Raw genomic sequence first — 13,423 nt, forward strand, 5'->3', positions numbered from 1 at the left:
CCAACATGCGGACGCCGCATGAGTGACGGCGGTGCCGCGGGGTCACGGCGGGGCGCCGCGCACGGCTGCGAAAGTATGGGGGACCGAACCGGACAAGATCGATCAGATCGGCGTCCATCGGCCTACGGGGGCGGAGGGAGCGCCGTCGCCCACCCCGCGAGTGCGCCGCAGGCGTCATTGCCCACAGCGCTTACGGCTCATGCCCCGTGGTTAAGCCTTCGAAACCAGCGAGTAACGGCTACTTATGCGGCCCAACGCATAAGTAGCTGCGCCGCTATCCTACGGCCGTCCCGAACAGGCTGCCCAGGGCGTACGTCACACCGGCCGCCGCACCACCCAGCGCGAGCTGCCTCAGACCGCTGTACCACCAGGTTCGCGCGGTCACCTTGGCCACCACGGCACCACAGCCGAACAGGCCGGCGAGCGCGAGGAGGACGGCCGGCCACAGGACGGTCGCGCCCAGCAGGTACGGCAGGACGGGCAGCAGCGCGCCGAGCGCGAACGACCCGAACGACGACACGGCGGCGACCATCGGCGACGGCAGATCACCGGGGTCGATGCCCAGCTCCTCGCGGGCGTGGATCTCCAGGGCCTGCTCGGGGTCCTCGGACAGCTGCCGCGCGACCTCCCGCGCCAGGGCGGGCTCCACCCCCCGGGCCACATAGAGTGCCGCCAGCTCGTCCTCCTCGTCCTGCGGGTGCCTGCGCAGTTCGCGCCGCTCGACGTCGAGCTCGGCCTCGACGAGTTCGCGCTGCGAGGCGACAGAGGTGTACTCGCCGGCCGCCATCGAGAAGGCGCCGGCGGCGAGGCCGGCCAGTCCGGTGATGACGATCGTCTGCTGGGCGGCGGACCCGCCCGCGACACCGGTCATCAGGGCGAGGTTGGAGACCAGGCCGTCCATCGCACCGAAGACGGCGGGGCGCAGCCAGCCGCCGTTGACGTCGCGGTGCGTGTGGTTGTCGCGGTGCGCCTCGTGCAGCGACGCCTCGGTCTCGATGATGGCCATGCGGGGTCCCCCAGGAAGCTTAGCCAAAGCTAACTTTGGATGAGTTCTACTTTTTGACAGCACCGAACCTACGCCGATGATTCCCTCGCCGCCAGCAAGGAAAGGCTGGGCTAACCTGCGGTTTTACTGCCTCGCGCTCATCCGTGATTGATCATGCTCAGATGCCGACCGGGTGATCCGGAGCGCGCCCAGGCTCACGCCCGCCTCTGCCGTGGGAGACATCCGCAAAGGCCCCCGTGGCCCTCGTGGCCCCGTGAAGGGAAGGCCGCCCATGGCATCGATCGCCGTCACTCCCCCGGCCGCGGCGCCCGGGGACGCCGCCGCACTGCGCGAGCGGGCCCGGGGCGCGCTGCTCGGGCTGGCCGTCGGGGATGCGCTCGGGGCGCCGGCGGAGAACCTCAAGCCGTCCGAGATCCGTGCCCGCTGGGGCCGGATCACCGGGTACGTCAGCGACAAGCCGTGCGGCACGGACGACACGGAGTACGCGATCTTCTCGGGGCTGCTGCTGGCCCGGCACGGCTCGGCGCTCACCCCCACCCATGTCGAGGCCGCCTGGCACGAGTGGATCGCCGACCGGGCCGAGGGCCCCTTCCGCGGCGCGGGTTTCAGCGAGCGGGGGACGCTGGAGAACCTCCGGCGCGGTCTCGCGGCCCCCATCTCCGCCCAGCACCGCCACGCCTGGAGCGACGGCCTCGCGATGCGGGCGGCACCGTTCGGCGTCTTCGCCGCGGGGCGCCCCGGCGAGGCGGCCCGCCTGGTGGCGATCGACGGTTCGGTCAGCCATGACGGCGAGGGCATCTACGGCGGCCAGGCGGTCGCGGCGGGAGTGGCGGCGGCGATGGCGGGCGCCTCGCCCGCGGTGGTGATCGCCTCGGCGCTCGCGGTCGTCCCCGAGGACTCCTGGACGGCCCGCTCGCTGCGGCGCGCGGCGGCCGTGGCCCACCGGGGCGAACGCGCCGTCCGCTCCGCGGTGGTCATCGGCGGCTACCCCTGGACCGACCTGGCTCCCGAGGCGGTCGCCCTCGCCTTCGGCGCGTACGCGGCGGCCGACGGGGACTTCCGGGAGGCGGTCCTCACGGCGGTCAACATGGGGCGCGACGCGGACACGACGGCGGCGGTGGCGGGCGCACTGTCCGGCGCGACCCAGGGCATCTCGGTCATCCCCGCCGAGTGGGCGGCGGCCATCGGCCCCGCAAGGGGCCGCTGCCTCCCCTCCATGGCCGGTCACCACATCCTGGACGTGGCAGAACTCCTGGTCCCGGAGGAGGGCGGCAAGTGGGGTTCCGGCCTGGTGGTACCGGACTTCCTGCCGAGGGGGGCACGGGGGGCTCAGCCGGAGACGGTACTGGGTCCGGTGCGGGGCGCAGAGCCGGGGCCGGAGGAGGTGCGGGGCCCTTCGCCACAGGTGGCGGGCGAGTCCGAGTCGGAGAGAGCGCCGGAGCCGGCGCCCCAGACGCTACGGGCGCCCGCGGCGAAGACGGTGCGCGCCGCCGCTTCCCAGCCGACCGAGCCGGGTGGTGGGTGGGCGGAGGAGCGGGGGTGCCGGGGGCGGAGCCCCCTGGTGGGGGCGGGGAACTCCGGGAACGTGGACAGTGAGGCTCGACCATGACGCGGCACACCGAGGGACCCGAGCCGCGGCACACCGAGGGACTCGCCCCGCGCCGTATCGAAGGGCTGCTGCTGGGCCTCGCCGCAGGCGACGCCGCCGGCTGGCCCGCCGCCCGGCACCGTGCGGCCCGGATGCCCGAGTGGACCCGCCGGCTCACCCGCGAGCTGGACACCTTCGCCGAGCAGAACGCCACGACGACCCTCCCGGTGCCGATCGCGCTCAACCAGCCCCCGGAACCCCTGCGCCTCGGCCCCTCCGACGACGCCGAGTGGGCGGCGTTCGCCGCGGAAGCGGTCCTGCGGGCCGGCGACGACGACGTACTGGGCGACCTCAGCCGGGAACGCCGTATGCGCGCCGCCATCGACCTCACCTGGACCGCCGTGGCCTCCGAAGTCGCCGCGGCAGCGGAACGCGCCCCCGAGATCGAGTCCGCCGTACTGCCCCTGCGCGCCCGCATCTCCGTCCGCGCCGGACTCGGCAACCTCGCCGCCGGCCTGCGCCCGCCCGCCACCGGCCACGACAACCCGCACTACTTCGACGACGCCGCCTGCGTCCGCGCCTGCGTCCTCGCGGTGGCCCACCCCGGCGACCACCGACGCGCCGCCGACCTCGCCGAGTTCGACGCCCACTACACCCAGGACGGCGACGGCGTGCACGGCGCCCGGGCGATGGCGGCGGCCCTCGCGCTCGCCCTCGCCGCGGCCGACACGGACACCTGCCTGGACGCCGCGCTCGACGAGCTCCCGGCGGAGACGGAGATCGGCCGCAACACCCGCCACGCCCTGGCCCTGGCCAAGGACAGCGAGTCGGCCTTCGCCCTCGTCCCCCTCCTGGAACACCAGATCGTCGACCACGTCTACAGCTACGGCATCGCCGCCGCCGAGACGGTTCCCGTGGCCCTCGCCCTGACCGCCGCCGCCTGCGGCCGTATCGCCGAAGCCGTGCCCGCCGCCGCCTGCCTGTCCCGGGTCGCCGACTCCGCCCCCGCCCTCGCGGGCGCGCTCACCGGCGCCCTCGGGGGCGGCGCGGCCGTCCCGGAGACCTGGCGTGACGCCTGCCGCACCCTGTCCGGCTGCGCCCTCCCCCGCCTCACCGGCACCGATCTCGTGGAACTCGCCGGACTCCTGGAAGCCGCACAGCGGGCCCGACCAGGAGGATGATTCGGGGCATGACGCCCAAAGGAGATGAAAGCAACGGGCCCGGTCCGCACGGTCTGACCGAGCGGATCACCAACGCCCTGGTCGGAGCCGCCGTCGGCGACGCGCTCGGCGGGCCCGTCGAGGGCTACTCCCCCGACCAGATCACCGACCGCCACGGCGGACGCGTGCACGGCATCGTCGGTCCCTGGCACGGCGACGACTGGCGCACCGCCCGCCCCATCGCCCCGTACCACAAGGGCGACGGCCACGTCACCGACGACACCCTGATGACCCATGCGCTGGTACGGGTCTACGCCCGCGTCCGCGACCACCTCGACGCGTACGCCGTAGCCGACCATCTGGTCCCGGACCTGATGACGAACCCGCGCTGGGTCCCGGAGCTGGAGGCGGAGGCGCTGCCGGTGCAGCGCCTCTTCCTCGCCGAGAAGTGGCTCGTGGCCCGGCTGGCGTACGGCCACATGGACCCCCGGGAAGCGGGCGTCGGCAACATCGTCAACTGCGGGGCCGCGATGTACATGGCCCCCGTCGGCCTGGTCAACGCGGCCAACCCCGCCGCGGCCTACGCCGAGGCGCTGGACATCGCGGGCGCGCACCAGTCGTCGTACGGCCGGGAGGCCGCCGGGGTCCTCGCGGCGGCGGTCGCCGCGGCCACCGCGCCGGGCGCGACCCCGGAGTCGGTGGTGACCGCCTGTCTGTCCCTGGCGAAGGACGGCACGCGCACGGCGATCGAGAAGGTCTGCGAAGTGGCGCGCGAACACGGCGACTTCGAGTCGGCCCTGGTCCCCCTCCGCAAGGCGGTGGCCCCGTACGACACGGTCGGCCCCGACTACCGCGCCCCCTCCCTGGGCGCCCGCCGCCCCTCCCGGCTGCACTCCATCGAGGAACTCCCCGTCGCCCTCGGCATGGTGCTGGTCTCCGGCGGCGACTACCGGCAGGCGGTCCTGGGCTCGGTCAACTACGGCCGCGACTGCGACTCGATCGCCACCATGGCCGGTGCCGTCGCCGGCGCCCTGGGCTCGCCCGTCCCCGAGGAGTGGTCCAAGACGGTGGCGGAGGCCAGCCGACTGGACCTGTGGGAACCGGCCCGCACCCTGGCCGGGGTCGCTCGCGAGGTCTTCGAACGGGACGTACGCCGCCGACGCGCACACGAGCGGGCGTTCACGGCACTCGGAGGCACGGCATGCTCCGACTGACCTGGGTCCAGCCGGAGGACCTGGTGGGCCACGAACTCCGCCAGGCCCGTCTGGACGGCCGGGAACCGTCGAGGATCGAGGCGAGGTGGCGCGCGGCCGGCGGGCTGGACGCCCCGGAACGTGCGGGCGCCTCACCGCAGCGGGCCTCCCGCTATCTGCGCCTGCTGGCCGAGGATCTCCTGGACGAACTGGCCGATCTGCCCAGCACGCTGGCGGAGGACGAACCGACGGATCTGCAGCGGATCAGGGCACTGTGCCCGCAGTGGCCCGCGCCGTCTCCGGGCGGTCCCGCCCCCGCCCCGCTCGCCCTCGAGGCGTCCTGGCTGGGCCGGGCCATCGGCTGCCTCCTCGGCAAACCCGTGGAGAAGCTCCCCCTCGACGGCATCCGCGCCCTCGCCCGGTCCACCGGCAACTGGCCCCTGTCCACGTGGTTCACCGCGAAGGGCGTTCCCCGGGAGCTCCTCGACGCGCACCCCTGGAACCGCCGCTCCGCCGGGACCTCCCTCGCCGAGAACATCGACGGGATGCCCGAGGACGACGACCTCAACTACCCGCTCCTCGACCTCCTCCTGCTCCAGCGCCACGGGAGGACCTTCACCACCACCGACGTGGCAGGGCTCTGGCTGGCGGAACTCCCGCCGGGCCGCACCTTCACGGCGGAACGCGTCGCCTTCCGCAACCTCCTCGGCGGGATCGAGCCCCCGCACACCGCCCGGCACCGCAACCCGTTCCGCGAGTGGATCGGTGCCCTGATCCGCGCCGACGTGCACGGCTGGACCAACCCCGGCGACCCCGCGGCCGCCGCCGAGCAGGCCCATCGCGACGCCGTTCTCACCCACACCGCCAACGGCGTCTACGCGGCGATGTTCACGGCAGCCGCCCTCGCCGCCGCGGCCACCGGCACCCACGACGTCCACGCCTGTCTGCGCACCGGCCGCACGGTGGTCCCGCCCCGCTCCCGCCTGGCGCGGGCGATCGACCACGCCCTCCGCCTGGCCGCGCAGCACCCGGACTTCGACGATGTCGTGGACGAGCTGCACGCCACCTACTCCGGCAGCCACCACTGGGTCCACGCCGTCCCCAACACCGCCCTGATCGTCGCCGCCCTCAGCCACGCGGACGGCGACTTCACCGGCTCCATCTGCCGTGCGGTCTCCGGCGGCTGGGACACCGACTCGGCCGGAGCGACCGCCGGCAGCGTCGCCGGACTCCTCGCCGGCACCCCCGGCGCGCTCCCCGACCGCTGGCGGGCACCGCTGAAGAACCGGCTCGCCACCACCGTCGCCGACTTCGACGGCACCGGCTTCGACACCCTCGCCCACCTCACGCACCTGGAGGCGACCCGCTCATGACCCACATCGTCGTGCTCGGCAGCACGAACATGGACCTCGTCACCTATGTCGGCAAGGCTCCGCAGCGCGGCGAGACCGTGACGGGACGGGAGTTCCGCACCGTCCCCGGCGGCAAGGGCGCCAACCAGGCGATCGCCGCGGCCCGCGCCGGTGCCACGGTCTCGATGATCGGCGCGGTCGGCAACGACGCCTTCGGCATGCGCCTGCGCGACACGCTCGAGCACTCCGGCGTGGACACCGACTTCCTGCGCACGGTCGAGGGACAGTCCGGTACCGCGCACATCGTGGTGGACGACGAGGGCGGCAACTCCATCGTCGTCATCCCCGGCGCGAACGGCACCGTCGACCACCTCTCACCCGGTGACGAGGGCCTGATCGCCACCGCCGACGCCGTGCTGCTGCAGCTGGAGATCCCGCCGGCCGCGGTCCTCGCGGGCGCGGCGGCGGCCCGCCGGCACGGCGTGCGCACCTTCCTCACCCCCTCGCCCGCCCAGCCGCTTCCCCCCGAGCTCTTCGCCGCTGTCGATGTGCTGGTCCCCAACGAGTACGAGGCCGTCACCCTCACCGGCCGCACCGACCCGCGGGAGGCGGCCGCCGCTCTGCTCGAGGTGGTCCCGGAGGTCGTCGTCACCCTGGGCGCGACGGGCAGCCTGTACCTGGCACGGGGGCAGGAGCCGCTGGTGGCCCCCGCGCCCCGGGTGAAAGCGGTGGACTCCACGGGCGCCGGCGACACCTTCGTCGGCGCGCTCGCGGTGGCCCTCGCCGAGGAGAAGCCGGTGCGTGAGGCCCTGTCCTGGGCGGCCGCGGCGGCGGCCCTGTCCGTGCAGCGGGAGGGGGCGTCCGCGTCGATGCCGTACCGCCCGGAGATCGAGGCGCAGTACACCGCATGAGTACGTCCGCCACGCACACGCAAGCGAGTGTCCCGCAGCCCCTCGCCGGCCTGCGGGTCCTGGACCTGGCCACCCTCTTCGCCGGCCCCATGGCCGCCACCCTGCTCGGCGACTTCGGCGCCGAGGTGATCAAGGTGGAGCATCCGGGCCGGCCCGACCCGTCCCGGGGGCACGGCCCGGCGCGGGACGGTGTCGGCCTGTGGTGGAAGGTCCTCGGCCGCAACAAGCACGCCGTCACCCTCGACCTGTCCAAACCCGGCGGCCGCACGACCCTGCTCCGCCTCGCCGCCACCGCCGACGTGGTGATCGAGAACTTCCGTCCGGGCACCCTGGAGAAGTGGGACCTGGGCTGGGCGGAGCTGTCCGCCGCCAACGCCCGGCTGGTCCTCGCCCGGGTCACGGCCTTCGGCCAGTTCGGCCCGTACGCGCACCGGCCCGGCTTCGGCACCCTCGCCGAGGCGATGAGCGGCTTCGCGGCCCTCACCGGCGAACCGGACGCGCCGCCCACCCTCCCGCCGTTCGGGCTCGCGGACTCGGTCGCGGGCCTGGCGACGGCCTACGCCGTGCTGACGGCGCTGGCCGCCCGCGAGCGGACCGGCGAGGGGCAGGTCGTGGACATGGCGATCATCGAGCCGATCCTGGCGGTCCTCGGCCCCCATCCCACGTGGTACGACCAGCTCGGCCACGTCCAGGAACGCACCGGCAACCGGTCCGCGAACAACGCCCCGCGCAACACCTACCGCACAGCCGACGGCCTCTGGGTCGCCGTCTCCACCTCCGCGCAGTCGGTGGCGGAGCGGGTGATGCGGCTGGTGGGCCGCCCCGAGCTGATCGAGGAACCGTGGTTCACCACGGGCGCGGACCGTGCCGCTCACGCCGACGTGCTGGACGAGGCGGTGGGCTCCTGGATCGCGTCGCGCACCCGCGACGAGGTTCTCGCGGCCTTCGAGAAGGCGGAGGCAGCGGTGGCCCCCGTCCAGGACGTACGGGCCGTGATGACGGACCCGCAGTACCAGGCGCTGAACACGATCACCACCGTCGACGACCCCGAACTGGGCCCCCTGCGCATGCAGAACGTCCTCTTCCGTCTCTCCTCGACCCCCGGCGCGATCCGCTGGTCCGGCCGGCCGCACGGCGCCGACACGGACGCGGTGCTCACCGAGCTGGGCCTCACGCCGGCCGAGCTGCGCGCCCTGCGCGAGGAGGGCGCCCTGTGACACCGTTCCCGCTCACCTGGCTCTACGTCCCGGGCGACCGCCCGCACGTCGTGGCCAAGGCGCTGGCCGCGGGGGCCGACGCGGTGGTGATCGACCTGGAGGACGCGGTCGCCCCGGACCGCAAGGAGTACGCCCGTACGGCCACGGCCGAGCGCCTCCGCGAGCGCCAGCCGGTGCCGGTGCACGTCCGTGTCAACGCCCTGGACGGCCCCTGGGCGGACGCGGACCTCACGGCGCTGGCCGCGCTGCCGGGCGTGTCCGGGCTGCGGCTTCCGAAGGTGTCGTCACCGGCGCAGATCAGGCAGGTCGCGGTGACCACTCCGCTGCCCCTGTACGCCCTTCTGGAGTCGGCCCTCGCCATCGAGCACGCCTACGCCATCGCCGGCGCCCACCCGGCCCTGCGAGGCATCTCGCTCGGCGAGGCGGACCTGCGGGCCGACCTGGGTCTACGCGGCGACGCCGGCCTCGACTGGCCCCGCTCCCGCGTGATCGTCGCCGCCCGTGCGGCGGGCCTGCCCCCACCGCCCCAGTCGGTCCACCCCGACATCCGTGACCTGGACGCCCTCGCCGGGTCCTGCGCCCGCGGCCGCGCCCTCGGCTTCCTGGGCCGCGCGGCCATCCATCCCCGCCAGCTGCCGGTGATCGAGCGGGCGTACCTGCCCACCTCGGCGGAGATCGAGCAGGCCGAGACGATCATCAAGGCGGCGGCCACCACCGAGGGTGCGCAGGCCCTCCCGGACGGCCGCTTCGTCGACGCGGCGGTGGTGGCGACGGCCCAGCGGACGCTGTCCCTGGCCCGCAGGGGCTGAGCCCGCCGCCGCACACGCCGAGGGGCGCCCGGAAGAATCCGGGCGCCCCTCGGTGACGTGGAACCGGCCGTCAGCCCTTCTTCGTCGCCGACTCGGCCTCGTCGTCGACCGACTCATGCGGCGAGTCCTGCGGCGTGTCCTCCTGCGGGTCCCCGGTCGAGTCCTGGGACTCGGACCGCGGAGAGTCCGACGACTCGTGCGCCTCGGGCTCACCGTCCTCGCCGGGCGCGTCGCCGACGGCGGCGGGTTCGACCACCGCTTCCCGGCCCGGCCGCTTCTTGGCCGACACCACGATGTACGTCACCGCCAGCAGGAACAGGATCAGCGCGGTCCAGTCGTTGAGGCGGAGGCCCAGGATGTGGTGGGCGTCGTCCACGCGCATGTACTCGATCCAGCCGCGGCCCACGCAGTACGCGGCGACGTACAGGGCGAACGCCCGGCCGTGGCCCAGCTGGAAGCGGCGGTCGGCCCAGATGACCAGGAGGGCGACGCCGATGCACCAGAGCGACTCGTAGAGGAACGTCGGGTGGTAGTAGCCCGGCACCCGGCCGCCCTCGGAGGAGGTGATGTGCAACGCCCACGGAACATGCGTCTCGCGTCCGTAGAGCTCCTGGTTGAACCAGTTGCCCCAGCGGCCGAGGGCCTGGGCGAAGGCGATGCCGGGCGCGACGGCGTCGGCGTACGCGGGCAGCGGGATGCCCCGGCGCCGGGCGCCGATCCACGCCCCGACCGCGCCCAGGGCGACCGCGCCCCAGATGCCCAGGCCGCCCTCCCACACCTTGAAGGCGTCCACCCAGTCACGGCCCGCGCTGAAGTACAGCTCGTAGTCCGTGATCACGTGGTAGAGGCGGCCACCGACCAGGCCGAAGGGCACGGCCCAGACGGCGATGTCGGCGACCGTGCCGGCCCGCCCGCCACGGGCGATCCAGCGCCTGTTGCCGAGCCAGACGGCGACGAAGACGCCGATGATGATGCAGAAGGCGTAACCGCGCAGCGGAATGGGGCCGAGGTACAGCACCCCGCGCGACGGGCTGGGAATGTAGGCAAGTTCCATGGCAAGGTCGACGCTACCGTGCCGGGCCGCGAGGACGGCAAGCAGCCCGGCAACGGGTCCGTAACGGGCACGTGAGAAAACACGCTTACCCGGCGTTGGCCGCCTCCACCATCTGCTTGAGCTTCTCCGGGGTCATCGTCCGGTCCTGGAAGATGTTCTTGCCCTCGAACAGGACCGTGGGCGTGCCGGACAGGCCGGCGGCCTCGAAGGCCTGGTGGGACTTGTTCACCCAGCTGTCGTGGGTGCCGTCGTTGACGCACTTGCGGAACGCGGGGGTGTCGAGGCCGTTCACCTTGCCGGCCAGCTGGATCAGCTTGTCGTTGTCCGCGAAGGCGTCGGCGGTCTCCGGAGGCTGGTTCGCGTACAGCACGTCGTGGTAGTCGCGGAACTTTCCGGCGTCCTGGGCGCAGGCCGCGGCGTTGGCCGCGCGCAGGGAGCCGGTGCCGTGGGTGTTGCCGTCGATCAGCCGGACGAGGTGGTACTCGATTCTGAGCTTGCCCGCGTCGGTCAGCTCGTGGAGCGTCGACCGGTACTTCGTCTCGAAGTACTGGCAGGCGGGGCAGCGGAAGTCCTCCCAGACCGTGAGCGTCGACTTGGCGTCGTCCTTGCCGACCGGGATCGCGAGGCCGTCCTTGCCCTGCGCGCCCGAGGGCGCCGCGACCGGGCCCGCGCCGCTGCTGCCCTTGTTCTTGCCCGCGTTCGCGGCGATCACGCCGATCACCGCCGCGAGACCGAGGACGCAGACGACGCTCGCGCCGACGATCAGTGCGCGCCGTCGCTTCTCCGCGGTCTTCTGCTTCTCGCGCTCGACCGCCATCCGCTCCCGGGCGGTGCGCTTTCCGTCACGGTTCTTCTCGCTCACACCCCCAGAACGAACCGGGGAGGCGCAGCGCGCCTCCCCGACCCGATGTCCACCCGTTCGGACTACGCCTGTCCGCGGACGCCCTTGGCGAGGTCGCCGGCCAGCCCGCGCACCGCCTCGAGGCCGGCCGCGTGGTCCGGCGCGTCCAGCATCCGCTTCACGAACGCCGAGCCGACGATGACGCCGTCGGCGAAGCCGGCGACCTCGGCGGCCTGGGCCGCGTTGGAGACGCCGAGCCCCACGCACACCGGCAGCCCGGTTCCGGTGGCCCGGGTGCGCTCGACCAGGTCCTGGGCCTGCGCGCCGACCGACTCGCGGGTGCCGGTGACACCCATCAGCGAGGCCGCGTAGACGAAGCCGCTGCCCACCGCGGTGATCTGGGCGAGCCGCTCGTCCTTGCTGCTGGGGGCGACGACGAAGGCGGTGCCGAGGCCGTGCTTCTCCGCGTGCTCCCGCCACAGGGCCGACTCCTGGACCGGCAGGTCGGGCAGGATGCAGCCCGCGCCGCCCGCCTCCGCGAGCTCGGCGGTGAAGCGCTCGACGCCGTAGCGGTCGATGGGGTTCCAGTACGTCATGACGAGCACCGGCTTCCCGGTCGCCTCGTGCGCCTCCCGGACCGTCCGCATCACGTCCGCGATCTTGACTCCGCCGCGCAGGGCGATGTCGTCGGCGGTCTGGATGACCGGGCCGTCCAGCACCGGGTCGCTGTGCGGCAGGCCCACCTCGACGACGTCGGCGCCGCCGTCGAAGGCGGCCTTGATCGCCTCGATGCCGCCGTCCACGGTCGGGAAGCCCGCCGGGAGATAGGCGATGAGCGCGGCCCGGCCCTCCGCCTTGGCGGCGGCGAGGGTGTCCGTCAACAGCTGGATGTTGCCGCTCACTTGGCGTCCCCCTCGATCTCGGCGGTGTCGGCTTCGTTGGCGGCCACCTCGGCGTCGGTGTCGTAGAGGCCGAAGTAGCGCGCGGCGGTGTCCATGTCCTTGTCGCCGCGGCCGGACAGGTTGACGACGATCAGCCCGTCGCTGCCCAGCTCCCTGCCGACCTCCAGGGCGCCGGCGAGGGCGTGGGCGCTCTCGATGGCCGGGATGATGCCCTCGGTGCGGGACAGCAGGCGCAGGGCCTGCATGGCGGCGTCGTCGGTGATCGCGCGGTACTCGCCGCGGCCGGAGTCCTTGAGGTAGGAGTGCTCGGGACCGATGCCCGGGTAGTCCAGACCGGCCGAGATCGAGTACGGCTCGGTGATCTGGCCCTCCTCGTCCTGCAGGACGTACGAGCGGGAGCCGTGCAGGATGCCGGGCTCGCCCGCGGTCAGGGTGGCCGCGTGCTCGCCGGTCTCGATGCCGTGCCCGGCGGGCTCGCAGCCGATCAGGCGGACGCCCTCGTCGGGGATGAAGGCGTGGAAGAGGCCGATGGCGTTGGAGCCGCCGCCGACGCAGGCGACGGCGGCGTCGGGCAGACGGCCTGCCCGCTCCAGGAGCTGGCGGCGCGCTTCGACGCCGATGACCCGGTGGAAGTCGCGGACCATGGCCGGGAACGGGTGCGGTCCGGCGACCGTGCCGAACAGGTAGTGGGTGTGGTCGACGTTGGCGACCCAGTCCCGGAACGCCTCGTTGATGGCGTCCTTCAGCGTGCGGCTGCCGGACTTCACGGCGACGACCTCGGCGCCGAGCATGCGCATGCGGGCCACGTTCAGGGCCTGGCGCTGGGTGTCGATTTCACCCATGTAGATGGTGCAGTCGAGGCCGAAGAGGGCGCAGGCGGTGGCCGTCGCGACGCCGTGCTGGCCGGCGCCGGTCTCCGCGATGACGCGGGTCTTGCCCATGCGCCGGGTGAGCAGGGCCTGCCCGAGCACGTTGTTGATCTTGTGGGAGCCGGTGTGGTTGAGGTCCTCCCGCTTCAGGAAGACCCGGGCGCCACCGGCGTGTTCGGCGAACCGGGGCACCTCGGTGAGGGCACTGGGGCGGCCGGTGTAGTTGACGAGCAGGTCGTCGAGCTCACGGGCGAACTCGGGGTCGGCCTTCGCCTTGTCGTACTCGACGGCGACCTCGTCCACGGCGGCGACGAGGGCCTCCGGGATGAACTTTCCGCCGAACGCGCCGAAGTAGCCCTCGGCGCTGGGCACCTGGCCGGTGGGGTCGGGAATGAAGAACTCGCTGGGCATACGAATACCTCGCAGGGGCGTCAGCCCCGGGTAGCCGGTCTTGGGGTACGAGTACGCGTGCGCTGCCGTCGACGGTGCTTTCCTGGCGGATCGCCTTACAGCCGACCGAG

At 73.6% G+C, this 13,423-nt stretch carries 11 protein-coding genes and 1 pseudogene; 7 read left to right on the plus strand and 5 right to left on the minus strand.

Annotation, left to right across the window (positions count from 1 at the left end; genetic code table 11):
• Positions 1-274: 274 nt before the first annotated feature.
• Positions 275-1,006 carry a VIT1/CCC1 transporter family protein gene (locus tag AC07CM_RS29905; RefSeq protein ID WP_478879568.1) on the minus strand — a complete coding sequence of 244 codons (732 nt, stop codon included), beginning with the start codon at positions 1,004-1,006 and terminating at the stop codon, positions 275-277.
• A gap of 271 nt (positions 1,007-1,277) precedes the next feature.
• Here AC07CM_RS29905 and AC07CM_RS29910 point away from each other — a divergent pair.
• From AC07CM_RS29910 to AC07CM_RS29940, 7 genes and pseudogenes are all read left to right on the plus strand, one after another.
• Positions 1,278-2,289, plus strand: a pseudogene (locus AC07CM_RS29910) (ADP-ribosylglycohydrolase family protein); the annotation flags it as partial.
• A gap of 322 nt (positions 2,290-2,611) precedes the next feature.
• A complete protein-coding gene (locus AC07CM_RS29915; RefSeq protein WP_478879569.1) occupies positions 2,612-3,775 on the plus strand; it encodes an ADP-ribosylglycohydrolase family protein in 1,164 nt (387 codons plus the stop codon).
• Positions 3,776-3,783: 8 nt separating this feature from the next.
• Positions 3,784-4,968, plus strand: a complete 1,185-nt coding sequence (locus AC07CM_RS29920; protein ID WP_478879570.1) for an ADP-ribosylglycohydrolase family protein — start codon at positions 3,784-3,786, stop codon at positions 4,966-4,968.
• Entirely contained in the window at positions 4,956-6,320 is a 1,365-nt protein-coding gene (locus tag AC07CM_RS29925) for an ADP-ribosylglycohydrolase family protein (protein ID WP_478879571.1), read from the plus strand. The genes AC07CM_RS29920 and AC07CM_RS29925 overlap by 13 nt, the downstream gene beginning before the upstream one ends.
• On the plus strand, positions 6,317-7,210 hold the full coding sequence (gene rbsK, locus AC07CM_RS29930) for a ribokinase (RefSeq protein ID WP_478879572.1): 894 nt from the start codon (positions 6,317-6,319) through the stop codon (positions 7,208-7,210). Before AC07CM_RS29925 ends, rbsK begins: the two co-directional genes overlap by 4 nt.
• Entirely contained in the window at positions 7,207-8,427 is a 1,221-nt protein-coding gene (locus AC07CM_RS29935) for a CaiB/BaiF CoA transferase family protein (protein WP_478879573.1), read from the plus strand. Before rbsK ends, AC07CM_RS29935 begins: the two co-directional genes overlap by 4 nt.
• Complete coding sequence (locus tag AC07CM_RS29940; protein ID WP_478879574.1) at positions 8,424-9,236, plus strand: HpcH/HpaI aldolase/citrate lyase family protein; 813 nt, start codon at positions 8,424-8,426, stop codon at positions 9,234-9,236. Before AC07CM_RS29935 ends, AC07CM_RS29940 begins: the two co-directional genes overlap by 4 nt.
• A 70-nt stretch (positions 9,237-9,306) precedes the next feature.
• On the opposite strand, the gene lgt is transcribed toward AC07CM_RS29940, so the two are convergent.
• The 4 genes from lgt to trpB all read right to left on the minus strand — a co-directional run bounded on the left by lgt (position 9,307) and on the right by trpB (position 13,313).
• Entirely contained in the window at positions 9,307-10,290 is a 984-nt protein-coding gene (lgt, locus tag AC07CM_RS29945; RefSeq protein WP_478879575.1) for a prolipoprotein diacylglyceryl transferase, read from the minus strand.
• 85 nt (positions 10,291-10,375) lie between these two features.
• On the minus strand, positions 10,376-11,152 hold the full coding sequence (locus AC07CM_RS29950) for a DsbA family protein (RefSeq protein ID WP_478879576.1): 777 nt from the start codon (positions 11,150-11,152) through the stop codon (positions 10,376-10,378).
• A 62-nt stretch (positions 11,153-11,214) separates the two neighbouring features.
• A complete protein-coding gene (trpA, locus tag AC07CM_RS29955) occupies positions 11,215-12,033 on the minus strand; it encodes a tryptophan synthase subunit alpha (protein ID WP_478879577.1) in 819 nt (272 codons plus the stop codon).
• Positions 12,030-13,313 carry a tryptophan synthase subunit beta gene (gene trpB, locus AC07CM_RS29960; protein ID WP_478879578.1) on the minus strand — a complete coding sequence of 428 codons (1,284 nt, stop codon included), beginning with the start codon at positions 13,311-13,313 and terminating at the stop codon, positions 12,030-12,032. Before trpB ends, trpA begins: the two co-directional genes overlap by 4 nt.
• Positions 13,314-13,423 lie beyond the last annotated feature (110 nt).

The sequence above is a fragment of the Streptomyces sp. NPDC044061 genome (genome assembly GCF_056434305.1).

What these genes read in the sequence shown, in the direction of transcription:
- AC07CM_RS29915 (WP_478879569.1), top strand. Translation starts at nt 2,612, where the DNA reads ATGACGCGGCACACCGAGGGACCCGAGCCGCGGCACACCGAGGGACTC.
- AC07CM_RS29925 (WP_478879571.1), top strand. Translation starts at nt 4,956, where the DNA reads ATGCTCCGACTGACCTGGGTCCAGCCGGAGGACCTGGTGGGCCACGAA.
- rbsK (WP_478879572.1), top strand. Translation starts at nt 6,317, where the DNA reads ATGACCCACATCGTCGTGCTCGGCAGCACGAACATGGACCTCGTCACC.
- AC07CM_RS29905 (WP_478879568.1), bottom strand. Translation starts at nt 1,006, where the DNA reads ATGGCCATCATCGAGACCGAGGCGTCGCTGCACGAGGCGCACCGCGAC.
- AC07CM_RS29935 (WP_478879573.1), top strand. Translation starts at nt 7,207, where the DNA reads ATGAGTACGTCCGCCACGCACACGCAAGCGAGTGTCCCGCAGCCCCTC.
- AC07CM_RS29920 (WP_478879570.1), top strand. Translation starts at nt 3,784, where the DNA reads ATGACGCCCAAAGGAGATGAAAGCAACGGGCCCGGTCCGCACGGTCTG.
- lgt (WP_478879575.1), bottom strand. Translation starts at nt 10,290, where the DNA reads ATGGAACTTGCCTACATTCCCAGCCCGTCGCGCGGGGTGCTGTACCTC.
- trpB (WP_478879578.1), bottom strand. Translation starts at nt 13,313, where the DNA reads ATGCCCAGCGAGTTCTTCATTCCCGACCCCACCGGCCAGGTGCCCAGC.